Here is a 24043-nt window from a genome sequence, read left to right as displayed (position 1 = left end):
AAATTATGAAAGAAGTGATGGCTATTCTCCGCCGCTCTAAAATTCAGGAAACCAAGGCAGCTCTGGATGGTTTGGGGTTTAATGCTTTTCATTTATACAGTGTCAGTGGTCGAGGTAAACAAAAAGGTATTTTAAGTGAAATTGATCCGCCAATGGGAGAAATAATTAGTGAAAGGTATTCCGAGGAGGCGACCTACTCCTTTATTCCCAAACGATTATTGCACATTATAGTTGCTGACGAAGATGTCCAGCAGGTTGTAGATACCATTATCAGAGTCAATCAAACTGGTTATTACGGGGATGGCAAAATCTTTGTCTGTCCTATCAAGGAAGTAGTACGGATTAGGACTTCAGAAAAAGGAAAGGAAGCACTTAAATAGTAAAACGGTGATACTGGAAGGCAAAGGAGCCTCGGTTTTGAGGCTCCTGATTTTTTATAAAGGTGGGAGTAAAGATGTGGTGTGAACAAAAAATAACTGAACATCCTTGCTTAAATAAAGAAGTAGCCGGAAAAAAAGGGCGCGTGCATTTGCCGGTTGCTCCCCGTTGCAATATTAAATGCCGTTATTGTTCGCAGAAATATGATTGTGCCAATGAAAATCGGCCCGGGGTGGCCAGTACTTTGTTAAAACCCTGGCAGGCCATATACAGGCTTAAAGAAATTCTGGAGAAAGACGAACGCATTAGCGTTGTAGGCATAGCTGGCCCTGGAGATCCTTTGGCAAATAAAGAAACCTTTGAAACTTTTCGCCTGGTTAATGAACATGCCCCGGGGCTGCTCAAGTGTTTAAGTACCAATGGTTTACTGCTACCCGATTATATTGAGGAAATAAAAGTTTTGAGAATCGATAGTTTAACAGTAACTGTTAATGCTGTGGATCCTACCATAGGGAATCAAATCTATGACTGGGTTTTATATAAAGGGCAAATTTTGCGGGGCCTATCTGGTGCCAGCAAGTTATTATCCAACCAGCTGATGGGAATTGAAGCAGCAGTAAAACATGGGATAGTTGTTAAAGTTAACACAGTTTTAATCCCGGGTATAAATGATCATCACGTGAGCGAAATAGCCCGGGTAATGCGAGACTTAGGGGTATATGTGATGAATATTATGCCATTAATACCTCAGGCGGATTTTGCTCATTTAACCCCTCCTTCTCCGGAAGAATTATTAAGAATCCGCCAGCAAAACAGGGTATTTATACCACAAATGGATCATTGTCGCCAGTGTCGGGCTGATGCTATCGGTTTACTGGGAGAGGAGGAGTCCAATTATGATCAAAAAATTTGCTGTGGCCAGCAGTGATGGAAAAGTTATCAATCAACACTTTGGCAGAGCGGGAAAGTTTTATATTTTTGAGGTTGTGGATGAGGGGTATAAATTAGTGGATATACGAGCCAATCGGCCACCCTGTCCCGTATCAACAGGGGATGAATCTCTGATGGATCAAACTATTGAGCTAATTTCCGACTGCCAGCTGGTTCTGGCAGTTCGCATTGGATTAGGAGCTTTAACCAAATTGAAACAAAAGGGAATTAAGGGGATCTGGGCGCTGGGACCTATGGTTGCTGAAACTTTTGATCATTATCTTGGCCAATGCGAAAAGGATGGGTAGTTATGAGAAGCTGGATTATTATTTTCCTTTTCCTACTTATCACAATAGGCGGTTGGAGCAGGTTAGTCAAACCTGATGCTGTTGAATCGCCAGTTATAGTGGTAGCGGCTGCCAGCAGTTTAAGAGAACCCCTGGATGAAGTGGCAACAAAATATGAACAAAAAAACAAAAACATTAAGATAAAAATTGTCTATGGCGGTTCAGAGACCTTAAAAGAGCAAATATTGCATGGAGCGCAAATAGACCTTTTTCTTTCAGCCGGGATAGAACCTGTTCAGGATTTGTATAGCCAAAAAAAGGTTGCTGAAATTTTTAATTTTTTAAGGAATGAACTGGTTTTAGTTACAACTAAAGATAATAACATGATTAAAGATTTTAATGATTTGAAACAATCAGAGGTAAAACTGATCAGTATAGCTTTACCTTCTTCAGCGCCTGTGGGGAAATATGGTTTGGAGGTACTAGAAGCTCTAGGGCTGTGGGAAAAGGTTGATGAAAAAATAGTTTTTGCAAAAGACGCCAGCCAGGTTGCTTTGTTTGTGGCAACAGGTAATGCTGACGCAGGTTTAGTATATCGAACGGATGTGTATAAATTTAACAACCTAAAGGTTACTGCTATTGCCGACAAGAAACTACACAGTCCAATCGTTTACCAAATGGCTATATTAAATGAAGCAACAAATCTACGAGAGACGCGAGAATTTGCTCGATTTCTGTTACAAGGGGAAAGTCAAGCAATTTTTACGAAATATGGTTTTAAGAAAGGGATGGACTAAGATGAATACTATTGATTGGAGTCCGTTGTTATTATCTTTAAAAATTGCCCTTCTGGCAGTAGGAATAAATTTGTTGCTGACAATACCATTGGCCTGGATAATGAGTAAAAGAAAAATTTATTTAAAACAAATCTGGGAAAGCATCTTTATTTTACCGCTGGTTTTACCTCCTTCCGTAGTAGGTTTTGGGCTGTTGTTGCTGGGACATTGGCTAAAAGAAGTGCTGAATATCCAGATAGTATTTACCTGGTTAGGTGCATTCCTGGCAGCGACGATAGTTGCTTTTCCCATTATTTATCAGAGTATGCGCTATAGTTTTGACGCTATTGATGAACAGCTGGAAATGGCAGCCAGGAGTTTGGGGGCAGGGGAATGGCGAGTTTTTTGGACTATTACTTTACCCCTTGCCTGGCCAGGGATTGTTTCGGGACTGATTATGGGTTTAGCCAGAGCACTGGGGGAGTTTGGAGCCACATTAATGATTGCTGGCAATATTCCCGGACAAACCCAAACCCTTGCTACAGCAGTATATTATGCAGTGGAGGAAGGGAACTGGCAGAAAGCTGGTATGCTGGTTAGCATTTTAGTATTAATTTGTTTCTGTTTAATTTATAGTTTAAATTCATGGATTCCATTGATTAAAAAACAATACAGGATGGAGGATAAGGATGTTGCAGGCCAATTTTTACAAAAAAATGCCTATGTACGATTTGAACGTTAACTTTCAAATCACTAATGAGGTTTTGGTCATTTATGGTCCTTCTGGTGCAGGTAAGAGTACGATTTTGCACTGTATCGCTGGTATGGTCACTCCGGAGAAAGGTTTAATTAAGTTTGGAGAAAAGATTTTTTATTCTCATAAACAAGGGTTGCAGTTACCGGTGAGAAAACGGGGGATCGGGTTTGTTTTTCAAGAGTTTGCCCTTTTTCCTCATCTATCGGTGAAAGAAAATATCCTGTACGGTATGAGGCGGAAAGGAAAAACCACGGTGGATTTCGATGAAATAATTGATATCTTAAGAATCAGACCTTTGTTAACTAGTTACCCGGGCAGCATATCAGGGGGAGAAAAGCAAAGAGTGGCACTGGCACGGGCTTTAGTCTCGGCTCCTGATTTATTGTTAATGGATGAACCAATGTCAGCACTGGATTGGGATTTAAGAAAAACTATACAACGGGAATTGAAACAAATGCAAAAACGCTGGCAGATTCCTATGATTGTAGTTACTCACGACCTGCAGGAAGGGGAATATCTGGCTGATAAAATGCTTCTGCTGGAAAAAGGCCAACAAATCTGGGGGCGGTTAGCATGACACTGAAGATTATTGATACTACCTTGAGAGATGGGGAACAGGCAGCAGGTGTAGTTTTTGGGATTGAAGATAAAATATTGATAGCCAGATGGCTGGATGCGATAGGTGTAGATTTTATTGAGGCAGGGATTCCGGCAATGGGGGAAATTGAACAGCGCTCATTGAAAAAATTAGCAGAAATAAATTTAAAGGCCAAACTCATTACCTGGAACCGGGCCAGAAAATGTGATATTTTGCAATCTATACAATGTGGTTTTAAATTGATACACATTTCTGTCCCTGCCTCGGATATTCAGATTCGTTATAAATTACAAAAAGATCGCCACTGGGTATTAGGTCAGTTGCGGGAAGTATTGTCTTTTGCCAGACAACAGGGATGCCAGTTTAGTGTCGGTGCTGAAGATGCTTCACGCGCCGACCTGTTTTTTTTAACCCAATTAGCCCAGGAAGCAGAAAAACTTGGGGCTACCAGGTTAAGAGTGGCCGATACTGTAGGCATCTTAGACCCTTTTCGAACTTTTGAAATGATCCATTTTTTAAGAGGAAAAGTTTCTATACCCATTGAGTTTCACGGCCACAATGATTTTGGTCTGGCAACAGCCAACGCTTTAGCCGCATACAAAGCCGGCGCATTATGGATTAACACAACGGCTGGCGGTTTAGGAGAAAGGGCTGGGAATACAAGTCTGGGCCAATTTCTACGGGTACTGGTTGAAATTAATAAGGAACATTTGGAAATTGACTGGCAGACAGTCGACCATCTAGAAAACTATGTTATAGAAAAAGCCAAAAAATGTCTGGCAGCCTGTTAGAAATATATACTGTATTCATACATTGCGTTCATAGACATAAACTTTCCTTCAATGTTATAATAAAACCTATCATTTTTATAATTTGTACAATAGGTAGGTGAGAAGCATGCTGGGAATTAGACCACGCATTCCATCAGGCTGTGCTATCAGTGGGATCATGAGCCGGAAAGGCCGGCGCATGAACGGAGAGGCAATAATCCAATCCATTGCCCTGATGCATGATCGCTCCAACGGACTGGGCGGCGGCTTTGCAGCCTACGGCATTTATCCGCAATATAAGGACCATTATGCTTTCCATATGATGTATCACTCAGAAACAGCGAAAATCAATACCGAAATGTATATTCGGGAATATTTTTTCATTGATGGTTCGGAACCTCTTCCCACCCGGCCTTTGCCCCAAATCGGGGAAAGCCCGATTTTGTGGCGTTATTTTCTGCGGGTGCGGCCAGAGGCGCTGAATGTTAACGGCTTCCTGAAAGATGAGAGGGATTTTGTAGTAGATGTGGTTATGTATATCAATAACCAGATCGACGGTGCCTTTGTGGCTTCTTCCGGCAAAAACATGGGAGCATTCAAGGGGGTCGGCTACCCGGAAGATATCGGCCGCTTCTACCGGCTGGAAGAATATGAAGCCTATCTCTGGACTGCCCATGGCCGTTTCCCCACCAATACTCCCGGCTGGTGGGGTGGGGCCCATCCCTTTTGCCTGCTGGACTGGTCGGTAGTTCATAATGGGGAAATCACCAGCTATGGCATTAATAAACGCTATCTGGAGATGTTTGGCTATAAATGCAATTTACAAACCGATACAGAAGTAGTAACATATATCTTCGACCTGATGGTGAGAAGACAGAAACTGCCATTTGCCATTGCGGCCAAAGCGGTGGCACCTGAATTCTGGCATAAAATTGACCGCTTGCCAGCGGATGAAAAAGAGCTGATTACAGCTATCCGTCAGGTCTATGGTTCGGCTCTTCTTAACGGCCCCTTCAGCATTATTCTGGGCCACAGCCGGGGCATGCTGGGACTGTCTGACCGCATTAAACTCCGGCCCATGGTAGCGGCAGAAAAGGATGATCTGTTCTTCCTGGCCAGTGAGGAAAGTGCTATTCGGGAAATTTGCCCGGCTCCCGATCGGGTCTGGGCCCCCAGAGGTGGCGAACCGGTACTGGTAGAACTGGAAGAGGGGGTAGAGGTCTGATGAAAAGCATTGCAGCAGAATTTCGGGTAGTTATCGAACATGACCGCTGCCGCCGCTGTCAGCGCTGTGTCAGGGAATGTTCCTTCGGGGCCCTGTCCTGGCAGGACCGGGTGGTAGCCAAACACCGGGACTGCGTGGCCTGTCGCCGTTGTATGTTCGTCTGTCCGGAGGATTGTATTTATATTACACAAAACCCGGCGGTTTTCAAGGAGAATGCCCACTGGCAACCCCGGGTAATCAATAATGTGAAAAAACAGGCGGCTACGGGCGCCAAGCTGCTGACTGCCACAGGCAATGACAAGCCCTGGAAAAACTATTTTGATCACATTGCCTTAGATGCCTGTCAGGTAACCAATCCTTCCCTGGACCCCTTGCGGGAACCCATGGAATTGCGCACTTATCTGGGTTCTCGCCCCGATGGCATCAAGGTGGTGGAAGGGCCTGGTGGTTACCGGCTGGCAGAGCCGCTGCCGCCGCAGATCAAGCTGGAAACACCTCTGGTATTTGCAGCTATGTCCTTTGGTGCCATTAGCCTGAATGCTCACCGGGCCCTGGCCAAAGCAGCAGCGGTAGCCGGGATCCTTTATAATACCGGAGAGGGCGGATTGCATCCTGAGTTGTATCAGTATGGGCAGAATACTATTGTGCAGGTGGCTTCCGGGCGTTTTGGCGTTACCCCGGAATATCTCAACCAGGCTGCCATGGTGGAAATCAAGGTGGGTCAGGGGGCCAAGCCCGGTATTGGCGGCCATTTACCCGGGGAGAAAGTGGATGGGGAAGTCTCTCGCACCCGCATGATACCTGTGGGTTCAGATGCCATCTCACCGGCCCCTCACCATGATATCTACTCCATTGAGGACCTGGCCCAGCTGATTACTGCCATCAAAGAGGCTACCAATTACAGCAAACCGGTAGCGGTTAAAATCGCCGCTGTTCACAATGTGGCTGCTATCGCCAGCGGCATAGCCCGGGCTGGAGCCGATGTTATCACTATCGATGGCTTTCGGGGCGGTACCGGGGCCACGCCGGCCATGATTCGGGACCATGTCGGCATCCCTATTGAACTGGCTCTGGCTGCTGTTGATGATCGTTTGCGCCAGGAAGGAATCCGCAACCGGGTCAGCATTATCGCCGGGGGGGGGATTCGCCACAGTGCCGATGTGGTCAAGGCCCTGGCCTTAGGGGCTGATGCCGTCATGATCGGTACTGCTGCCTTGATTGCTCTGGGCTGTACCATGTGCCAGAAATGCTATTCCGGTCGTTGTGCCTGGGGTATTGCTACCCAGGACCCCAACCTGACCAGACGGCTGGATCCGGAGTGGGGAGCGGAACAGCTGACCAATCTGATTCGCGGCTGGTCCCTGGAAATCAAGGAAATTCTAGGGGCGATGGGCGTCAATGCCGTAGAAAGCCTGCGGGGCAGTCGGGAACGGCTGCGGGCTGTGGGTTTGACTGCGGAAGAAATGGAAATTCTGGGCATCAAACATGCCGGCCGCTAAGGGGGGACAGGGAATGCAGAAACTGAATGGAAAAGGAATGCACTATAAAGACTTGAACCAGTGGCTAAAAGCCCAGGTGGCGGCAGGAGAACGGGAATTTTTGCTGGAAAATATCAATGGTCAGCGCTATCTTGGGACCGGTATCAGTGCTGATTTAACCATCACCGTCCAGGGAACCCCGGGGTCTGATCTGGGGGCCTTTCTGGATGGTCCTACCATCATCGTCCACGGCAATGGCCAGGATGCCATCGGCAACACCATGAATGCGGGTAAAATTATCATCCATGGTCAGGCCGGGGATGTTCTCGGCTATGCCATGCGGGGAGGCAAACTTTTCATCCGCGGCAGTGTGGGCTACCGGGTAGGTATCCACATGAAGGAATACCAGCAGCAGCGGCCGGTAATGGTGATCGGAGGCACAGCAGGTGATTTTCTGGGGGAATATATGGCTGGAGGCATCCTGGTTGTGCTGGGACTGGACCGACAGCCTAACCAGCCTCTGGTAGGGGAACTGGTTGGTACAGGCATGCACGGTGGAATCATCTATCTGCGGGGAGAAGTGGATCCTGCTCAACTGGGCAGAGAGTGCAGCATTTTTCCAGCTGATACTGAAGACCTACAATTATTGCGGGCAATTCTAGCTGAGTACTGTCAGGACTTCAGCCTGGAACTGGATACAATTATGGCAGAGCAGTTCTTTAAACTTCGCCCGGTTTCTACCCGGCCTTACGGGCAATTATATGTGGGATAAAGGAAAATCAACAAGGAGGGCGCTAAAGTGCCCTCCTTTTTACATTATACCAGGCTTAGTTTAACCAGATCTTTAAACAAAACAGTGTTAGCACCAATCATAGCCCCTAAGGCAGTTTCGCCAAAGGTATTGACAATGACATCTTCATCATTGGGAACTTTAACTCTGATTTCATAATCGGTAACGGTGACTAACAAAGCTACAGTCGAGCTGTCCGATTTATTGGGATCGAGGGTTACATTAATATCTGTGCCGATTTGGGTGGGACTGCCTGTGGTCCAGTCAAAAACCTGGATAGTTATTTGTCGCTGATCATCAGGGTCCAGGTTCACGGAATTGATGCGGACCTGAGTAGTGGAGGCATCTTTTCTAACTACCCCGGTTGATAAGGTGAGGTAATTATGTCCTTCATTAGTCATTTTCCTTATTCCTCCTTGTTTTCCCTTTATACCTGTATTAATTTATGTTGTTGTCAGAACAAGTGGGCTGGTTAATTTGTCTAATTTTTACCTATTTGGTGGCACTTGGGCCATAGCAATAAACAATATGAGGATAGCATTTGTCAGTATTTTCAGGTACAATAATAGAGGTGGTCCACCATAGGAAGACAAGACAGGGAGGTAACAGTATGCATTACGACATTGTCATTTTAGGCGGTGGTCCTGGTGGGTATGTAGCTGCTATCCGGGCGGCTCAGTGGGGAGCCAGGGTAGCAGTGGTGGAAAAAGAAGAACTGGGAGGTACCTGTTTGAACCGGGGCTGTATTCCCACCAAAGTGTTTACTGCGGCGGCAGGGAGGATGGCCCAGTTAAAGGAAGCAGCTGATTGGGGACTCGAGACCGGGCCGGTTCAGATCCAATGGGAAAAGATTTTAAATCGTAAAAATCAGGTGGTAGCACGGCTGGTAAAGGGAATTCACTTCCTGTTCAAAAAGAATAAAATTACCCTGGTAAAAGGAACTGGACGTTTAACGGGAACTAACCAGGTCACGGTAAATACACCAGAAGGAGAAGAGCTGGTACTGACAGGACAAAACATCATACTGGCTACAGGTTCCGAACCGGCACTGATTACAGACCTGGGTTATGATGGCCAGCGGGTAATCACCAGTAATGAGGCTTTGAATCTGATGGAGATTCCCAGGCGCCTGGCGATTATCGGTGGCGGTGTTATCGGCTGTGAATTTGCCTCGATTTTCCGGGAAATGGGCAGTGAAGTTACGGTAATCGAAGCTATGAAATCCATTCTGCCCACAGTGGATCCGGAAATCAGCCGTCAACTGGGAGTTATCTTCCGTAAAGCTGGCATCAGTGTCAAAGCCGGGGTTAAAGTGGAACAGGTGGAAAAGGGGGAGGAAATTACTCTTACTTTGTCCAACGGGGAAAAAGTAGCGGCTGACCTGGTTTTGATTTCGATTGGTCGTCAGCTCAATACCAGAGGTATTGGCCTGGAGAATTTAGGAGTAGCTTTGGGAGAAAGAGGAGAGGTGCTGGTAGACGAATATGGATGTACCAGCGTGCCGGGTATATATGCTATCGGGGATATTACCGGCAAACTGCAGCTGGCCCATGTAGCCAGTTATCAGGGCCTGGTAGCAGTAGCCCATATCCTGGGCAAGGAACTGCCGCCCCTCAAAGTGGAAGAGGTTCCAGCCTGTATTTTTACCCGACCGGAAATTGCCACGGTGGGTTTGACTGCCCTGGAAGCAGAAGCCAGAGGATATAAAGTTAAAACTGCCAAATTTCCCTTTATGGCTATTGGTAAAGCCCAGGCCATGGGGGAAACTGAGGGATTTGTCAAAATCGTTATTGAGGCGGAAAGCGGGGAAATTCTGGGCTGGCATATTATAGGGCCCCACGCCAGCGACCTGATCGCTGAGGGAACTCTGGCCCTGGTCAACCGTTTGGGACTTGCGGGGATTACCCGCACAGTTCATGCTCACCCCACCCTGGCGGAAGCTATGCTGGAGGCAGCAGAGGTAGCCCATGACCTGGCCATCCATATTTAGAGTAATGGGGGAGCGCGAGGGGGCAGTAATCCCCCTCAATTCATTGAGGGGATACACGGACCCCCTCACTCTGATATTTACAGAAATTTCATGTTATGTTATCATAATGGTATAAAGACGAAAACCAGGAGGTAATTGGATGCCTTTAATCACTCTCAAGGCGCAGGTCCACGCAGATTCTCAGACCGAAGCTGTTCTAAAAGACGCCATGTTCTGTGCCACCAAGGTCTACAACGGCCTCCTGTGGCACCTGCGGGAAGAGTACAAAGAAAACGGGAAAGTAAATATTTCTCGAAAGAACCTCAACCGCATCTTAAAGGAGCTACCCAGGGTCAAAGGGTATTACTCGATGTCAGTCCAGCTCACCCGTGATGAGGTACGGGAAGCATATAGGTCTTTCTTTGCTCTCAAGAAAAAGGGTCTCACACAACACAAGGCTCCCGGCTTCCGCCATAAAAATTATCTTTCTCCGCTCAAATATGTCCAAAGCGGGTTCAGGGTAGATAAAAACAGAGTCACTCTGAGTCTGGGCACCAGCCGGGAAGATGGTGTAAAACAGGTTTCTTTCCGCATATCTCACCGTCCTGGTATTGAGTACGACCGGGTGCGGGAGCTTTCCATCACCTACGACAAGATTTCCGGGCAGATAGAGGCCCGTCTGGTGGTGGAGGTTAAGGCCCGTGAAAATAGCGGGACGGAGAGAGTAGCGGTGGACCTCGGGGAGACGGTCCTTATGGCCTGCGCCTTTGGCGATGGCACGGTAACGCTTTACTCCGGCAGGCTAGTCAAGGCCATAAGGCGGTACTGGCAGAAGGTACGGGCCAGCCTTCAACGGAATTCCCGGAGATGGGGACAGGTAGCGCACCGGGAGAAGAAGCAGGTAGAACAGTTACTGCACGTAGCCACGTCCCACTTCATTGCAGAGTGTGTGCGGCGGGGCGTGAAGGAGATAGCCATAGGTGACATCAACGGTATCCGTGAAAGCACCGACTATGGGGACCAGCTGAACCAACGTCTGCACGCCTGGCCGTACCGGAAGCTCATCAACATGCTCAAGTACAAGGGTGCTTTGGCGGGGATTGTGGTCCGGGACGACGTGAATGAGAGAGGTACGTCAGTCACTTGCCACGTCTGCGGGCGCGTCTTGTCCTCCAACCGGAAAAGCCGGGGGTTATACGAGTGTTCCTGCGGCTGGAGGGCGCAGGCGGACGTGAACGGGGCCTTGAACATTTTCGAGAAGAAGTACAAGGTATCTCCCATAAAGGGGAGTAGTGGCCGTGTGGCGCGGCTCGTGGTCCTGTCGTTCCGTTTGGGATGGCACGGAGTCCACGAACCAAAGCGCGGGGATAAAAACCTGCGTGCATCCGCTTAAGGATGCCCCTCAATTTATTGAGGGGAGGACGTCACTGTATAGGGTCTGCCAATATTGACAATACTATGGTAGGCGTATATAATAAAGCATGGTCTCTTGATATACGGTATGAACCTAACAGGGGGTGTGGAGCTTGGCTGAATCCAGAAGGGTGATGATCAGCCTGCCCGATCAATTGCTGGCTGAGGTGGATGGTCTGGCTTCAGCGGAAAAACTGAACCGCAGCCAGTTATTTCGTGAAGCTGTCCAGCACTATATAGCAGAACGAAAAAAACGGCAGATCAGGGAGCAAATGATCCGCGGCTATATGGAAATGGCCCCGATTAACCTGTCTCTGGCTAACGAGTATATGGGCCTGGAGGTCGATGGAACCCTTCCCCTGTGGCAAGCGGCAGAGGGGGAATAAGTATGCGGATTCGCCGCGGTGATATCTTTTACGCAGAGCTTAGCCCGGTGGTGGGCTCAGAACAGGGCGGAACTCGACCAGTTCTGGTCCTGCAAAATGATATTGGCAACCAGCATAGTCCCACCACCATAGTGGCGGCCATTACTTCCCAGATCAGTAAAGCCAAACTCCCCACCCATGTGGAGATTAAAGCTAAAATCAGCGGTCTGGAAAAGGATTCTGTGATATTGCTGGAACAGATTCGCACCATCGATAAAAGCCGGCTGAGGGAGAAAGTTAGTACTCTGGATGAGGAGATCATGGAAAAAGTTAACCGGGCTATTGCTATCAGCCTGGGGTTGGAAGAAATATAGCAGGAGAGAAAGCCTGCCCTGTTCAGGGGCAGGCTTTTCTGCTAAAATAAAGGAGTGGAGAGGAGGAAAGAACGGTGCAGTTGCGCACAGTGGTAGCTGAAAAAGATGGCAGAACCAGAAATAAAATCAAGGAAATTTTAAGCCGGGCTGGCTTTATTGTTATTGGGGAGGCCAGTGACAGTGCCACGGCTTTGACCCTGGCCCGGGCTACTCAGCCAGATCTGGTGGTACTGGCTACCAATTTGCCTGGCTTGCCTTATTTGGAACTGGTGCGCATTCTGGACCAGGAACGGCTGGCCCCTGTACTGGTACTGGCCAATTATTCTCAAGCAGAGGAGCTGCGAACAATAGTACAGACCAGCTGGGCTGTCTCCTATTTATTGAAGCCGGTAAATGAACTGAATTTGCTGCCGGCAGTGGACCTGGCTCTGGCCCGCTTTCGTCAGAGTCAGGAGCTGATCCGGGAGATTCAGTCTTTAAAAGACGACCTGGAAACCCGTAAATTGCTGGATCAGGCTAAGGCCATGCTGATTAAGTACCGTCAGATGACAGAGGAACAGGCTTATCGCTATATTCAAAAACTGGCTATGGACAAACGTCAAACCAAGGCAGAAGTAGCCAGAGCTATAATTCTGGCTTTTGCTGAATAATCCTGTATACATTTTTAAACCTCTTGTCAACATTTACCCTGCATGTTATACTGATAATGTAATTAAATACTGGGCAAGATACAAAGGGGTATCTTGGTTAGGGCAATGGCGCCTTTGGGTTCACCGGCAATATTATGTTGGTGTGTCCTGAAGGCGTTTTGTATTTTTTGTATATTTATTATAGTAAAGGAAGGTGTGTGGAAAAATGGCATTAACCAAAGAAGATGTACTGCGTTTGGCCCAGGAAAACAATGTGAAGTTTGTCCGCCTGCAATTTGTGGACATTCTGGGCACTGTCAAAAATGTGGCTATCACTGTTGAACAGCTGGAAAAGGCCCTGGATGGGGAAATGATGTTTGATGGCTCTTCCATCGAAGGGTTTGTGCGGATTGAAGAATCCGACATGTATTTAAAGCCTGACTATGATACTTTCCTGGTTCTGCCCTGGCGGCCTCAGGATGGTGCAGTGGCCCGCTTGATCTGCGATGTATATACTCCTGAAGGCAAGCCCTTTGACGGTTGTCCTCGCGGTACCCTGAAGCGGATGCTGGCTAAAGCCGCTGAACTGGGTTATACCATGAATGTGGGTCCCGAATGTGAATTTTTCCTTTTCCATAAGGATGAAAAGGGCAAACCTACTACTATTACTCATGATGAAGGCGGTTATTTTGACCTGGCTCCTGTTGACATGGGTGAAAATGCCCGCCGGGATATGGTTCTGACCCTGGAAAAAATGGGCTTTGAAATCGAAGCTTCTCACCACGAAGTGGCTGAAGGCCAGCATGAAATTGACTTCAAATACGCTGATGCTTTGCGGACTGCAGACAATATTGTAACTTTCAAGACTGTAGTGCGCACAATCGCTCAAATGCACAATCTGCATGCCACCTTTATGCCGAAACCTGTTTTTGGCATTAACGGTTCCGGTATGCATACCAATGTCTCCCTGTTCAAAAACGGGCAGAATGCTTTCTTCGATCCCAATGGGGAGTACCAGCTGAGCAAGGATGCTATGTACTTTATCGGTGGTATTGTTAAGCATGCCCGTTCCATTGCGGCCATCACCAACCCGCTGGTCAACTCCTACAAGCGGCTGGTGCCGGGCTATGAGGCCCCTGTCTATGTAGCCTGGTCTCCCAAAAACCGCAGTCCGCTCATTCGGATTCCGGCCAAACGGGGCATGTCCACCCGGATTGAGCTGAGAAACCCAGACCCGGCCTGCAACCCCTACCTGGCTCTGACTGTGATTCTGGCTGCTGGTCTGGATGGTATTCTCAACAAGATTGAGCCTCCGGCTCCTACTAATCGCAATATCTACGATATGACCGAGGAAGAAAGAATTGCTGAAGGTATTGCCAGCCTGCCCGGCTCCTTGCAAGAAGCGCTGGAAGAAATGAAAAAGAGCGAGCTGGTCCGGGAAGCTCTGGGTGAACACATTTTCAGCAAGTATGTGGAAGCCAAAACTGCTGAATGGGATGACTACCGCACCAAGGTTACCCAGTGGGAACTGGACAACTATCTGGCTCGTTACTAAAAACTAAAAACAGAAAGGCCTTTGCCAGTCCGGCAAAGGCTTTTTTGATTGTTACGGCAGGAATTAATTGAAGAAGAGCGAATATTTAGTAAATAGTAAAGGTTTTAGGGGGGATGGAGCCTATGGCCCAGTGTCAAGGGGAGGAACTGCAATTAAAACAAAAAGCAGAGGGAGGGCTGGTTCCGGGGTTAGTTTTGCTGGCCTTATTAAGTCTGGCCGGACACGCAATTTTTTATAGTACCAGTCCAGTTCCTAAAGTGGAGGGTGTGAAGACTCCCGTTTGGACCAAACCGGCCCAGGTGGTTCAGACACAGCCGGTAGTAAAAGAAGATAAGGAAAAAATGGATAGCAAAGTACTGAAATTAGAGAAAACTATCACGACCCCTGTGGGAAATATTACTATCTCTGAAGTTTCCCTTAATAGCACTGACAATCCCATCTATGGTGAAAAATTCGGGCATGTAGTCAAGGGAACAATCACATTAAAGCCGGAATATACTGAATTAAAGGGTATGGAGTTTGTCTTCTTGAAAGGGCAAGAAGAGGTAACCGGCCATTCCCAGGTGAGCCAGCTGAATAAGACCGGGCCAGGTCAGTACCAGTTTCTCTGGGCAGTAGCTGCTGATGGGAAGACCTTGCCCACGGCTCTAATGTTAAAGCGAATGGAAGTACCTACTGAACAGCAGAAATTTTCCTGGCAGGTGGAATGGCTGGGCTGGATGACTAACAGCAAGGATGATAATGGCAATATCGAATTGAGTGACCAGCAGGCTCAGCCCCAGACCATCGATGGCCAGGTCTGGCAACTGAAAACCATTGACTATGCCACTGGCACGGTGATTCTGGCGGCGAAAACAGAAGGAGCAGAGCTGGAGGTAGTTGCGGCAACGGCCACCAATGATCGGGGTGAGACTATGACCCTGACCCCGAAGCTGGAGGAAGGGCAGCTCATATTGCCCTTAGGCCGTACTGTTTTTACTGATAATGCCCGCAGTATTAAACTGGAACTGGTAATCAACAAAGGCGGTCTGGAAGTGAATGAGAAACTGGAATTTTAAGGAGGGGGCCGCGATGCGCCCGATTATTGGCATTACCTGTAACTTGATTAATAATGGCACAGTCCATTCCCTGAACGTGGATTATGCTCGGGCGGTGGAAGCGGCTGGCGGCATGCCGGTAATTTTGCCGGCAGCCTGTACTGAATGCGCGGGACAGATTTTACACATGCTGGACGGCCTGATTTTAAGTGGCGGAGGTGACCTGGATCCGGCTTTCTTTGATGAGGAACCCGTACCGGGGCTGGGGGAGATTACTCCAGAGCGGGATTTGTTTGAACTGGAACTGACCAAACAGGCCTTGAAGGCAGATCTGGCCATTCTGGCTATCTGCAGGGGTATGCAAGTATTAAATGTAGCCATGGGCGGGACCCTGTATCAGGATATCAATAGCCAGCTGGACAGGGTGTTGAAACACCGCCAGGAAGCACCGCGCTGGTATGCCAGTCATAAAGTTAGTATCAAGAATGGTAGTTTATTGAGTCGGATTTTACAAAGCCGGGAAGTGCGGGTTAACAGCATGCACCATCAGGCGGTGAATAAGGTGGGCTATGGCTTGAAAGTGACTGCCCAGGCCGCTGATGGGGTTATCGAAGGGGTAGAAAGTGAAAACCACAAGTTTGTGCTGGGGGTCCAGTGGCATCCGGAAGCCATGTGGGCCAAAGACCCCCTGCAATTAAAGTTGTTTACCGCGCTGGTGGAAGCGGCGAAAAAGTAAGGGGGTGTCCTGCCGGACCCCCTTATTCTATGCCATAGTATTTCAGGCGGTTATAGAGCCAGGCCCTGGTGATTCCCAGCAGTTTGGCAGCCTGGGCCCGATTGCCGCCTGACATTTCCAGAGCTTCCCGGATGGCTTTTTCCTCGATTTTTGCCAGTAACTCCGGTAATGGGGTGCCATCTACCAGGCCGGATTTTTCTGATCCCTGGTGCAGATAGGGGGGCAGGTGGTTGAGCTCGATTTGCTGTCCTTCTACCACATTGAAGGCTCGTTCCATTACATTTTCCAGTTCCCTGACATTTCCAGGCCAGTGATAGGTCAAGAACAAATCCCAGACCTGGGGAGAGAGGCGGGTAACTTTTAAGCCGAACTGTTTATTATATTTCTCAATAAATCGTTCTACCAGCAGGCGAATATCCTCTTTCCGTTCCCGTAAAGGCGGTACGTTCAGGGTAACCACATTCAGGCGATAGTAGAGGTCCTGACGAAATTGTCCCTGTTCGATCAGCTCTTCCAGGTTACGGTTAGTGGCGGCAATGATGCGGATATCCACTTTACGGGGGCGGCTGTCACCCAGGCGCTCAATTTCCTTTTCCTGTAATACCCGTAACAGCTTGGCCTGCATGGCAAAAGGCATATCCCCGATTTCATCCAGGAAAATAGTACCCCCGTTGGCTAATTCGAATTTACCAGCCTGACCGCCTTTGCGGGCGCCAGTAAAGGCTCCATCTACATAGCCAAACAGTTCTGATTCCAGTAAGGTTTCCGGTACAGCAGCACAGTTAACTTTGATAAAAGGTCCAGAGCGGCGAGGGGATTCCTGGTGGATGGCATGGGCGATCAATTCCTTGCCTGTCCCGCTTTCCCCACGGATAAGGACAGTGGAAGGACCGCGAGCTACTCGGCGGATAGTTTCTTTAAGTTGGTGCATTTTTGGACTCTGGGCACAGATGTCATCCAGGCTGTAACGAATGCTTCGGTAACGCTTTAATTCCTCCTTGTAAAAATCCAGCTCCCGCCGCAGAGATTGAACTTTATCGGCCAGGGCAATTAATTGATTGACATCTTTAAAAATTACCTTACCCACCGCACCGATAATTTTGCCATCGCGGATAATAGGGTGGCGGGTGACCACCATTTCCCGACCTTTTAGCTTGATTACTTCCCCTATCTGAGGGGTGCCAGTTTCCAGGACGGTATCCATCTTAGTATTCTCTACCACCTGGGAAATGTGCAACCCAATGGCTTCATTAGGGTTGATACCGACCAGTTCAGCAAAGGCGTTATTGATCATGATGACCTGGCCTTTTTCATTGATAACAATAAACCCCTCGTATCCGGCTTCCAGGATTGTCTCCAGGATGCCTTTCAATTCCTTGACGCTTTCCAGTTCATCGGCGATGGTCTGTAATTCCGTGATTTCCTGGGCCACCCCGATGGCGCCGACAATTTCCCCATTCTGGTCAATAATGGGGGTGCGATTGGCCACAAACAAAGCGCCATTAGAGTAAAATTTACGGCCGATATGGGGTTTGCCGGTTTCCATGCACTTAATTAAACCGCTTTTAGGTACTACCTCGGAAATGTGGCGGCCAAGGGCTTCTTCCATCGGCCAGCCAAAAACCCGTTCACAGGATTTATTATAGACAATCACCCGGCCTTCCCGGTCTATACCCAGCACTTGATTGTGAATGGAGTTAAGGATGATGTTTTCGGCGATTTTGCTCATTTTTTCTCCCTCCATCTGCTCCCATTAGTGTTAATATTCGCTGCTGGCCGGTTTTTCCCTGCCGGCCTTTTCTGTTATAATTAACCTGAGGCAGAAAGAAAAAAGGAGGGCTGGTTGGTGTTTGCCAATCTAATTGCTGCTGAATTAGGGCTAAAACCCTGGCAGGTGGAGAATACCATCAAATTACTGGATGAGGAAAATACAGTGCCCTTTATTGCCCGTTATCGCAAGGAAGCCACAGGAGAACTGGATGAAAACCAGATCCGCATGATTGCGGAACGGGTTAATTACCTGCGCAATCTGGAAAAACGCAAAGAGGATGTTATCCGCCACATTGCGGAACTGGAACAACTGACTCCTGAGCTGGAAGCGGCCATTCGCCAGGCGACCCGCCTGTCGGAGGTGGAGGACCTTTACCGCCCCTACCGGCCCAAACGGCGGACGCGGGCGACGGTAGCCAGGGAGAAAGGGCTGGAGCCTCTGGCCCGTATTCTCTGGGCCCAGGATCCGGCAGCGGGGTCGCCAATAGTAGCAGCTCAGGCTTTTGTCAACCCGGACCTGGGAGTGGAGAGCGCTGAAGCAGCCCTGGCCGGAGCCCTGGATATCCTGGCGGAAGAAGTTTCCGACCAGGCGGAATACCGGCAGTATTTAAGGGAATATACCCGGCGCCACGGCTATATTAAGGCCAAAAAAGTAAAAGAAGGGATCACCCCCTTTGATATGTATGCTGATTATCAGGAACCCCTGAAATCCATTCCGCCCCACCGGGTGCTGGCCATCAACCGGGGAGAAAAGGAGGAAGTGCTGAAGGTGGGCATTGCGGTGGAAGAAGGACCTATTCTGGCCTGGTTAAGGGGCCAAATTATCAAAGATTCAGCTTCACCCTTTGCCGAAGTGCTGACCGAGATGTTAAATGATAGCTATAAACGCCTGCTGGCACCATCTATTGAACGGGAGCTGCGCCAGGAACTGACGGAAAAAGCGGAGGAACAGGCGATCAAGGTCTTTGGTGCTAACCTGAAACAACTCCTTTTACAACCACCAGTCCGCAATGTAAAAGTGCTGGGGATTGACCCGGGTTATCGCACTGGCTGCAAACTGGCGGTGGTGGATGAAACGGGAAAAGTAGTGGCCATAGGAGTGATCTATCCCCATCCGCCCCAGAGCCAGGAGGCCGAAGCCCGGGCTGAACTGGCCAGGCTGGTACAGGACCACGGGGTAGACCTGATTGCCATTGGCAATGGCACTGCTTCCCGGGAAACTGAACAGGTGGTAGCAGCAGCCATTCGGGAATATTCCCTGCCAGTACAATACTGCATTGTTTCAGAGGCCGGGGCTTCTGTCTATTCTGCTTCCAAACTGGCGGCGGAGGAGTTCCCGGATTTTGACCTGACCCAGAGAAGCGCCGTTTCTATTGCCCGCCGGTTGCAGGATCCCCTGGCCGAGCTGGTGAAAATCGAGCCCAAATCCATTGGCGTCGGGCAATACCAGCATGATGTCAATCCCAAACGGCTGGAGGAAGTACTGGGCCAGGTAGTGGAATCGGCTGTAAACAGTGTAGGGGTAGATTTGAATACAGCCTCTTTTGCTTTACTGCAATATGTAGCCGGCATCAAGACCAATGTAGCCAAAAACATTGTAGCCTACCGGGAACAGCACGGCAAATTTCGTACCCGGGCCGAGCTGTTGAAGGTGCCCCGTTTGGGTCAAGCGACTTTCGTGCAATGTGCCGGTTTTTTACGGCTTCCTGATGGGGACAACCCTCTGGAAAATACTCCTGTCCATCCGGAGTCCTACGGGCTGGCGGAGCAAATTCTGGCCCGAATCGGCTTTCAACCTGCTGATTTGAGGCAACCCGAAAGGTTAAAGGCGTTAAGCCAGGCTCTGGCTCAGCTGGACCCGCAGCAGGTAGCAGCGGAACTGGGAGCGGGGGTGCCGACAGTGCGGGATATTTTTGAGGCCTTGCAAAAACCCGGGCGCGACCCGCGGGAGGATTTACCTAAGCCCATTTTCCGCCAGGATGTGACCAGCCTGGACAATCTGCAAGAAGGTATGATTCTCACCGGAACTGTACGCAATATCGTTGATTTTGGCGTTTTTGTAGATATCGGTGTGAAGCAGGATGGCCTGATTCATATTTCCCGGCTCACCAGCCGCTATATCAAACACCCGCTGGAAGTGGTCAAAGTGGGAGATATTCTAAAAGTTAAAGTGATCAGCATTGACCGGGAAAGAGGCCGTATCGGTCTCAGTTTGCGAGATGTGGAACAGTAAGGAGGAAAAAACTATGGCTTTGTCTACCCAGGAGATTATGCAGGTTGCACTGGAACTGGCTGGATTAACGGAAGTCCCGCCTGATTCGGGCGTGATTGTACCTGGAGAAAAAATCACCAAACTGGCCGTCGGGATTGATATGGAGACGGCGGAGCTGCTGCTGGCCCGGGAGCTCAAGTGTGATGGAGTATTAAGCCACCACCCCGTGGCGGGTAGCCCCAAGCTGGAGCTCCATCAGGTGATGAATAGCCAGATCGACCGCATGGTAGCAGCAGGAGTGCCTATCAATAAAGCACAAAAGGCCTTGCAAAAACGCAAAGAGGAAGTAGAGCGCGGTACTCATGTTACCAATTATGACCGGGTAACTTCAGCAGCAAAGGCTTTGAATATGCCCTTTCTCAATATTCACTGGCCGGCCGATCTGGTAACAGAGCGGGTGGTACAGAAGCATCTGGATGAGCAGTTGAACGGTAACCCTAAAGCTACTTGCAAGGATGTAGTGGACGCTTTGCTGGAATTGCCGGAATACCAGAAGGCTGCTACCCGGCCCCAGATTCGAGTGGGTTCAGAACAAACCTATGCCGGCAAGGTCTGGGTAGCAATGGCCGGAGGCACTTCCGGAGGACCCGATGTTTTCAAGGCCTATTTTGAAGCAGGAGTAGGCACCCTGATAGTCATGCATTGCCCGGAGGATGCCCTGAAAGCAGTAAGGGAGCAAAATATCGGCAATGTTATTGTTGCCGGCCATATGGCCAGTGACTCCATCGGGATTAACCGCCTCTGTGCGGCACTGGAAGCCAGGGGCCTGGAAATTGTGCGTTTGGCAGGAGTGATTTACTAATGTCTATAAAAGCGATAGTCAACGGTCAGGTCTTTACCATGGCCGGACCGGTATATAAACCAGGAGTAGTTCTCATCGAGGGAGATAAAATAGCAGCAGTAGGGGCAGCTGAAGCTGTGGCCATTCCTCCATCAGCTGAGATTATCGATGCTGCTGGGGCCTATGTTTTCCCCGGGTTTATTGATGCTCATTGTCATGTTGGCATCTATGAGGAGATTTACCAGGTGGAGGGGGATGATGTCAATGAAATGACCGACCCGGCGACCCCTCATTTGCGCGCTCTTGATGCCATCAATCCCGAGGATGTAGGATTCAAGGATTGTCTGGCTGGCGGTGTAACCACTGTAGTGGTAGGGCCGGGCAGCGGGAATGTTATCGGCGGGGAAATGGTAGCCTTAAAGACCTGGGGTCAGGTGGTGGATGAGATGCTTATTCGCCCGGTTGGCCTAAAAGTGGCTTTTGGGGAAAACCCGAAAAAGGTTTATGGGGCCCAAAAGCGCACCCCGTCTACCCGGATGGGAACAGCAGCAATCTTGCGGGAAAATCTGGTAAAGGCAGCCAACTACCTGGCTAAGGAGGATAAGGAACGGGACTTAAAACTGGAGGCCCTGGCCCGGGTGCTCAAGGGAGAAATGCCTTTACGGGCCCATGCTCACCGGGCTGATGATATTGCAACGGCCATTCGGATTGCCCGGGAGTTCGGGGTTAAGATTGTAATTGAGCATTGCACGGAAGGACATAAAATTGCGGATTGGTTGGCCCGGCAACAGGTAGCAGCTATTGTAGGACCAGTTATTACCAGCCGGGCCAAGGTAGAACTGAAGGATAAGACGCCGGAAACCGCCAAAATCCTTCATAATGCTGGAGTACCAGTGGCGCTAATGACTGATGCTCCGGTAATTCCTGCCAATTACCTCAATCTTTCAGCGGCTCTGGTGGCCCGCGAGGGGCTGGAACCCATGCAGGCTCTGGCGGCTATTACCAGTCGGGCGGCGGAGATAGTGGGAATTGCCGATCGAGTAGGGACGCTGGAAGCAGGCAAGGATGCGGATATGGTGATCTGGGACCGCTTCCCGCTGGAGCTGGAGGCCAGGCCATTAAAGATATTTATCGAGGGACGAGTTACTTAAATTGTATAGAAAGGCAGTAGATATGTAATGCAAAAAAAGGCAGTATACTCAATAGCCATCTTGTTCACTATCCTTTTTCTGGTGATGGTAGGGTTTGGGATAATTATTCCCATTATGCCTTTTTATATCAAAAAACTTGGTGGTGGCTCTACGGCCATTGGGCTGTTTATGTCTGTCTATTCGGTGATGCAATTCTTTTTTGCCCCCTTCTGGGGGCGTTTATCCGACCGGATTGGCCGGCGCCCTGTTCTGTTAATAGGTTTAAGTGGTTATGCCCTGACCTTTATTCTTTTCGGTTTGCTCAACAGCCTCTGGTTGATGATCGCAGTGCGGGCCCTTTCAGGAATGATTTCTTCCGCCACATTGCCTACAGCCATGGCCTATCTGGCGGATGTAACGGAAGGCAGTGAACGTTCGAAAAGCATGGGAATTGTAGGAGCAGCCATGGGGCTGGGGATGGTTTTCGGACCAGCCCTGGGAGGCTGGCTGGGCCATTACAGTTACAGTATGCCCTTTTTTGTGGCAGGGGGATTGGCTACATTGCTTATACCCTTTGCCTGGACTTTTTTGCCGGAATCCTTACCAGCGGGAGCCAAGCAGGTGGAAAAAGACAAAACCCGCCTGTCCTGGGCGGTGGTACGCCATCCCTTATTCGTTCTCTTTCTACTGGCATTTGTTATGAATTTCACCATGGCCATGTTTGAAGCCACCTTTGCTTTGCTGGCAGCGGAAAAAATCGGTTTTGGGCCGAAACAGATGGGGACCATGTTTACCTTTCTCGGGTTAATAGGGGTAGTAATCCAGGGAGGCCTGCTGGGGCGATTGTCCCGGCGCCTGGGGGATGCCCGGCTGATTAAAGCTGGCACCTGGCTATCGGGTGCTGGTTTATTGCTGATTATCGCTTCAGCCAGCAAATATCTGATGTATTTGGGAACGGCAGTTAATATGGTGGGTGGATCTTTGCAGGGTCCGACCACATCCAGTCTGGCCAGTAAAGCTAATCGGGGCAGTCAGGGAGCAGCTATGGGTTTATTGCAGTCCTTTGCCAGTCTGGGCCGGATACTGGGTCCTTTAAGTGGCGGTGCCCTTTATGGAATCCATCGGCACCTGCCTTACTGGAGTGGGGCGCTTTTGATTTTTGCTGTAATTATCTTTAGCAGCGACAGGATTACAGCACTGGAGCGGGTAGCGGAAATAGGTTAAACGAAAGGTAGGGGGTAAGGGGGATGAAGTCCAGAGAAGGAGCCTATAGTCCGGCTTTTGCCCGGAGTCGGGCCAAATTAAAGGCGTTAGCTCCAGATACGATTGCGGCCAATAGCGGTTACCGGTATAATACGGATCAGGGTTATTTTGAGCTGGTCAGTTTCGGGGTCGGTTTTCGTGTATCCTATCCGGGCGGGGAAATGGTTTTTGCAGATGACACCGGGACTCCCCCCCTGTGGTGGTCATTGATTCTGCTTAACTATCTTTCTTCTGCCCGGCCCTTGCCCTTAAGCGGAGAATGGGCGTCCTACCGGGATCTTCCTCAAGGGAATGTTTTTTTCCCTGCTTTGAAACGCGATGTGCTGGATAAGCTGGCTGCCTTTTTACAGGTGAACTGGACAATTTGGCGTGAGGCCGGGAATTGTACCGGCTTTGCCGTTATCCCTGGCCGGGCCGATTTGACCCTGGAGGGCTGGTTTGCCCCGCGGGTACCGGTGCGGGTTCTGTTCTGGGAAGGTGATGAAGAGATTGCGCCAGCCTGTCAGATTCTCTTTGACCGGTCTGCCGGAGCACAGATGCATATTGAGGATCTGGCTGCTTTGTGTTATGTAATTAAAGACTTAATAATAAAAGGAGTCTGATGGCAGACTCCTTTTTTCGTGCGCCCGGCATGGGCGTTGTCTATAGGGTGAAAGTCCCGAACGGCGAAGGTAGCAGTAGCCGTAGCTTAAGACAAGGGTGTCCACCGTGAGGTGGAATCTGAAGGAAGTCGGCGGCAAACCTCCGGCCCGACGAACAG

Annotated in this window: 25 protein-coding genes; 23 read left to right on the top strand and 2 right to left on the bottom strand. The window is 49.3% G+C overall.

The window, feature by feature from the left end; genetic code table 11:
• The first annotated feature begins 5 nt into the window (after window positions 1-5).
• The 10 genes from B5D20_RS06005 (at window position 6) to B5D20_RS05960 (ending at window position 7971) form a co-directional block, all read left to right on the top strand.
• Window positions 6-380 (top strand): P-II family nitrogen regulator, encoded by a 375-nt coding sequence (locus B5D20_RS06005; protein WP_078665326.1) that lies wholly within the window; start codon window positions 6-8, stop codon window positions 378-380.
• A gap of 74 nt (window positions 381-454) precedes the next feature.
• Entirely contained in the window at window positions 455-1306 is an 852-nt protein-coding gene (locus B5D20_RS06000; protein WP_078665325.1) for a radical SAM protein, read from the top strand.
• A complete protein-coding gene (locus B5D20_RS05995; protein ID WP_159071947.1) occupies window positions 1275-1616 on the top strand; it encodes a NifB/NifX family molybdenum-iron cluster-binding protein in 342 nt (113 codons plus the stop codon). The genes B5D20_RS06000 and B5D20_RS05995 overlap by 32 nt, the downstream gene beginning before the upstream one ends.
• Before the next feature lie 2 nt (window positions 1617-1618).
• Window positions 1619-2392 carry a molybdate ABC transporter substrate-binding protein gene (gene modA / locus B5D20_RS05990; RefSeq protein WP_159071946.1) on the top strand — a complete coding sequence of 258 codons (774 nt, stop codon included), beginning with the start codon at window positions 1619-1621 and terminating at the stop codon, window positions 2390-2392.
• Between the two features lies 1 nt (window position 2393).
• Complete coding sequence (gene modB, locus B5D20_RS05985) at window positions 2394-3113, top strand: molybdate ABC transporter permease subunit (protein WP_078665322.1); 720 nt, start codon at window positions 2394-2396, stop codon at window positions 3111-3113.
• Entirely contained in the window at window positions 3061-3705 is a 645-nt protein-coding gene (locus tag B5D20_RS05980) for an ATP-binding cassette domain-containing protein (protein ID WP_078665321.1), read from the top strand. The genes modB and B5D20_RS05980 overlap by 53 nt, the downstream gene beginning before the upstream one ends.
• The gene (locus B5D20_RS05975) at window positions 3702-4517 is read left to right on the top strand and encodes a beta/alpha barrel domain-containing protein (protein WP_078665320.1); all 816 of its coding nucleotides are present in this window, start codon (window positions 3702-3704) and stop codon (window positions 4515-4517) included. Before B5D20_RS05980 ends, B5D20_RS05975 begins: the two co-directional genes overlap by 4 nt.
• 106 nt (window positions 4518-4623) lie before the next feature.
• Complete coding sequence (locus B5D20_RS05970) at window positions 4624-5721, top strand: class II glutamine amidotransferase (RefSeq protein WP_078665319.1); 1098 nt, start codon at window positions 4624-4626, stop codon at window positions 5719-5721.
• Window positions 5721-7220, top strand: a complete 1500-nt coding sequence (locus tag B5D20_RS05965; protein ID WP_078665318.1) for a glutamate synthase-related protein — start codon at window positions 5721-5723, stop codon at window positions 7218-7220. Before B5D20_RS05970 ends, B5D20_RS05965 begins: the two co-directional genes overlap by 1 nt.
• 13 nt (window positions 7221-7233) lie before the next feature.
• On the top strand, window positions 7234-7971 hold the full coding sequence (locus B5D20_RS05960; protein WP_078665317.1) for a GltB/FmdC/FwdC-like GXGXG domain-containing protein: 738 nt from the start codon (window positions 7234-7236) through the stop codon (window positions 7969-7971).
• A gap of 44 nt (window positions 7972-8015) precedes the next feature.
• Here the strand turns inward: B5D20_RS05960 and B5D20_RS05955 are convergent, their stop codons facing one another.
• Window positions 8016-8390, bottom strand: a complete 375-nt coding sequence (locus tag B5D20_RS05955; RefSeq protein WP_078665316.1) for a hypothetical protein — start codon at window positions 8388-8390, stop codon at window positions 8016-8018.
• A gap of 209 nt (window positions 8391-8599) precedes the next feature.
• Between B5D20_RS05955 and lpdA the strand changes: the two genes are divergently transcribed.
• The 8 genes from lpdA (at window position 8600) to B5D20_RS05915 (ending at window position 16067) form a co-directional block, all read left to right on the top strand.
• Complete coding sequence (gene lpdA, locus B5D20_RS05950) at window positions 8600-9979, top strand: dihydrolipoyl dehydrogenase (protein WP_078665315.1); 1380 nt, start codon at window positions 8600-8602, stop codon at window positions 9977-9979.
• Between the two features lie 139 nt (window positions 9980-10118).
• A complete protein-coding gene (locus tag B5D20_RS05945; RefSeq protein ID WP_078665314.1) occupies window positions 10119-11351 on the top strand; it encodes an RNA-guided endonuclease InsQ/TnpB family protein in 1233 nt (410 codons plus the stop codon).
• Between the two features lie 133 nt (window positions 11352-11484).
• A complete protein-coding gene (locus tag B5D20_RS05940) occupies window positions 11485-11757 on the top strand; it encodes a CopG family ribbon-helix-helix protein (protein ID WP_278307548.1) in 273 nt (90 codons plus the stop codon).
• A gap of 2 nt (window positions 11758-11759) precedes the next feature.
• Window positions 11760-12110: a type II toxin-antitoxin system PemK/MazF family toxin gene (locus tag B5D20_RS05935; RefSeq protein WP_078665312.1), complete on the top strand. Its 351-nt coding sequence runs from the start codon at window positions 11760-11762 to the stop codon at window positions 12108-12110.
• A gap of 74 nt (window positions 12111-12184) precedes the next feature.
• On the top strand, window positions 12185-12760 hold the full coding sequence (locus B5D20_RS05930) for an ANTAR domain-containing response regulator (RefSeq protein WP_078665311.1): 576 nt from the start codon (window positions 12185-12187) through the stop codon (window positions 12758-12760).
• A gap of 205 nt (window positions 12761-12965) precedes the next feature.
• The gene (gene glnA, locus B5D20_RS05925) at window positions 12966-14294 is read left to right on the top strand and encodes a type I glutamate--ammonia ligase (protein WP_078665310.1); all 1329 of its coding nucleotides are present in this window, start codon (window positions 12966-12968) and stop codon (window positions 14292-14294) included.
• 122 nt (window positions 14295-14416) lie between these two features.
• Complete coding sequence (locus tag B5D20_RS05920) at window positions 14417-15352, top strand: hypothetical protein (RefSeq protein ID WP_078665309.1); 936 nt, start codon at window positions 14417-14419, stop codon at window positions 15350-15352.
• Window positions 15353-15365: 13 nt separating this feature from the next.
• Complete coding sequence (locus tag B5D20_RS05915) at window positions 15366-16067, top strand: gamma-glutamyl-gamma-aminobutyrate hydrolase family protein (protein ID WP_078665308.1); 702 nt, start codon at window positions 15366-15368, stop codon at window positions 16065-16067.
• Between the two features lie 22 nt (window positions 16068-16089).
• On the opposite strand, the gene B5D20_RS05910 is transcribed toward B5D20_RS05915, so the two are convergent.
• The gene (locus B5D20_RS05910) at window positions 16090-17796 is read right to left on the bottom strand and encodes a sigma-54 interaction domain-containing protein (protein ID WP_107754028.1); all 1707 of its coding nucleotides are present in this window, start codon (window positions 17794-17796) and stop codon (window positions 16090-16092) included.
• A 114-nt stretch (window positions 17797-17910) separates the two neighbouring features.
• Between B5D20_RS05910 and B5D20_RS05905 the strand changes: the two genes are divergently transcribed.
• From B5D20_RS05905 to B5D20_RS05885, 5 genes are read left to right on the top strand one after another with little or no spacing between them, the layout of a single operon-like run.
• The gene (locus B5D20_RS05905; protein WP_078665306.1) at window positions 17911-20070 is read left to right on the top strand and encodes a Tex family protein; all 2160 of its coding nucleotides are present in this window, start codon (window positions 17911-17913) and stop codon (window positions 20068-20070) included.
• A 13-nt stretch (window positions 20071-20083) separates the two neighbouring features.
• Complete coding sequence (locus B5D20_RS05900; protein ID WP_242946599.1) at window positions 20084-20911, top strand: hypothetical protein; 828 nt, start codon at window positions 20084-20086, stop codon at window positions 20909-20911.
• Complete coding sequence (locus B5D20_RS05895; RefSeq protein ID WP_375804186.1) at window positions 20911-22041, top strand: amidohydrolase; 1131 nt, start codon at window positions 20911-20913, stop codon at window positions 22039-22041. Before B5D20_RS05900 ends, B5D20_RS05895 begins: the two co-directional genes overlap by 1 nt.
• A gap of 27 nt (window positions 22042-22068) precedes the next feature.
• Window positions 22069-23244 (top strand): MFS transporter, encoded by a 1176-nt coding sequence (locus B5D20_RS05890; protein ID WP_078665305.1) that lies wholly within the window; start codon window positions 22069-22071, stop codon window positions 23242-23244.
• A gap of 23 nt (window positions 23245-23267) precedes the next feature.
• Window positions 23268-23885: a DUF3786 domain-containing protein gene (locus tag B5D20_RS05885; protein ID WP_078665304.1), complete on the top strand. Its 618-nt coding sequence runs from the start codon at window positions 23268-23270 to the stop codon at window positions 23883-23885.
• Window positions 23886-24043: the final 158 nt, after the last annotated feature.

Source organism: Carboxydocella sporoproducens DSM 16521, assembly GCF_900167165.1.
Lineage (GTDB): Bacteria > Bacillota.
This window is presented reverse-complemented; position numbering and strand designations above follow the sequence as displayed.

Excerpts from the sequence above, each read along its gene's own strand:
- modA (WP_159071946.1), top strand. The coding sequence starts at position 1,619 with ATGAGAAGCTGGATTATTATTTTCCTTTTCCTACTTATCACAATAGGC.
- B5D20_RS05980 (WP_078665321.1), top strand. The coding sequence starts at position 3,061 with ATGTTGCAGGCCAATTTTTACAAAAAAATGCCTATGTACGATTTGAAC.
- B5D20_RS05885 (WP_078665304.1), top strand. The coding sequence starts at position 23,268 with ATGAAGTCCAGAGAAGGAGCCTATAGTCCGGCTTTTGCCCGGAGTCGG.
- B5D20_RS05970 (WP_078665319.1), top strand. The coding sequence starts at position 4,624 with ATGCTGGGAATTAGACCACGCATTCCATCAGGCTGTGCTATCAGTGGG.
- B5D20_RS05945 (WP_078665314.1), top strand. The coding sequence starts at position 10,119 with ATGCCTTTAATCACTCTCAAGGCGCAGGTCCACGCAGATTCTCAGACC.
- lpdA (WP_078665315.1), top strand. The coding sequence starts at position 8,600 with ATGCATTACGACATTGTCATTTTAGGCGGTGGTCCTGGTGGGTATGTA.
- B5D20_RS05995 (WP_159071947.1), top strand. The coding sequence starts at position 1,275 with ATGATCAAAAAATTTGCTGTGGCCAGCAGTGATGGAAAAGTTATCAAT.
- B5D20_RS05955 (WP_078665316.1), bottom strand. The coding sequence starts at position 8,390 with ATGACTAATGAAGGACATAATTACCTCACCTTATCAACCGGGGTAGTT.
- modB (WP_078665322.1), top strand. The coding sequence starts at position 2,394 with ATGAATACTATTGATTGGAGTCCGTTGTTATTATCTTTAAAAATTGCC.
- B5D20_RS05920 (WP_078665309.1), top strand. The coding sequence starts at position 14,417 with ATGGCCCAGTGTCAAGGGGAGGAACTGCAATTAAAACAAAAAGCAGAG.
- B5D20_RS05915 (WP_078665308.1), top strand. The coding sequence starts at position 15,366 with ATGCGCCCGATTATTGGCATTACCTGTAACTTGATTAATAATGGCACA.
- B5D20_RS05895 (WP_375804186.1), top strand. The coding sequence starts at position 20,911 with ATGTCTATAAAAGCGATAGTCAACGGTCAGGTCTTTACCATGGCCGGA.
- B5D20_RS05935 (WP_078665312.1), top strand. The coding sequence starts at position 11,760 with ATGCGGATTCGCCGCGGTGATATCTTTTACGCAGAGCTTAGCCCGGTG.
- B5D20_RS05960 (WP_078665317.1), top strand. The coding sequence starts at position 7,234 with ATGCAGAAACTGAATGGAAAAGGAATGCACTATAAAGACTTGAACCAG.
- B5D20_RS06000 (WP_078665325.1), top strand. The coding sequence starts at position 455 with ATGTGGTGTGAACAAAAAATAACTGAACATCCTTGCTTAAATAAAGAA.
- B5D20_RS06005 (WP_078665326.1), top strand. The coding sequence starts at position 6 with ATGAAAGAAGTGATGGCTATTCTCCGCCGCTCTAAAATTCAGGAAACC.
- B5D20_RS05965 (WP_078665318.1), top strand. The coding sequence starts at position 5,721 with ATGAAAAGCATTGCAGCAGAATTTCGGGTAGTTATCGAACATGACCGC.
- B5D20_RS05910 (WP_107754028.1), bottom strand. The coding sequence starts at position 17,796 with ATGAGCAAAATCGCCGAAAACATCATCCTTAACTCCATTCACAATCAA.
- B5D20_RS05975 (WP_078665320.1), top strand. The coding sequence starts at position 3,702 with ATGACACTGAAGATTATTGATACTACCTTGAGAGATGGGGAACAGGCA.
- glnA (WP_078665310.1), top strand. The coding sequence starts at position 12,966 with ATGGCATTAACCAAAGAAGATGTACTGCGTTTGGCCCAGGAAAACAAT.
- B5D20_RS05900 (WP_242946599.1), top strand. The coding sequence starts at position 20,084 with ATGGCTTTGTCTACCCAGGAGATTATGCAGGTTGCACTGGAACTGGCT.
- B5D20_RS05890 (WP_078665305.1), top strand. The coding sequence starts at position 22,069 with ATGCAAAAAAAGGCAGTATACTCAATAGCCATCTTGTTCACTATCCTT.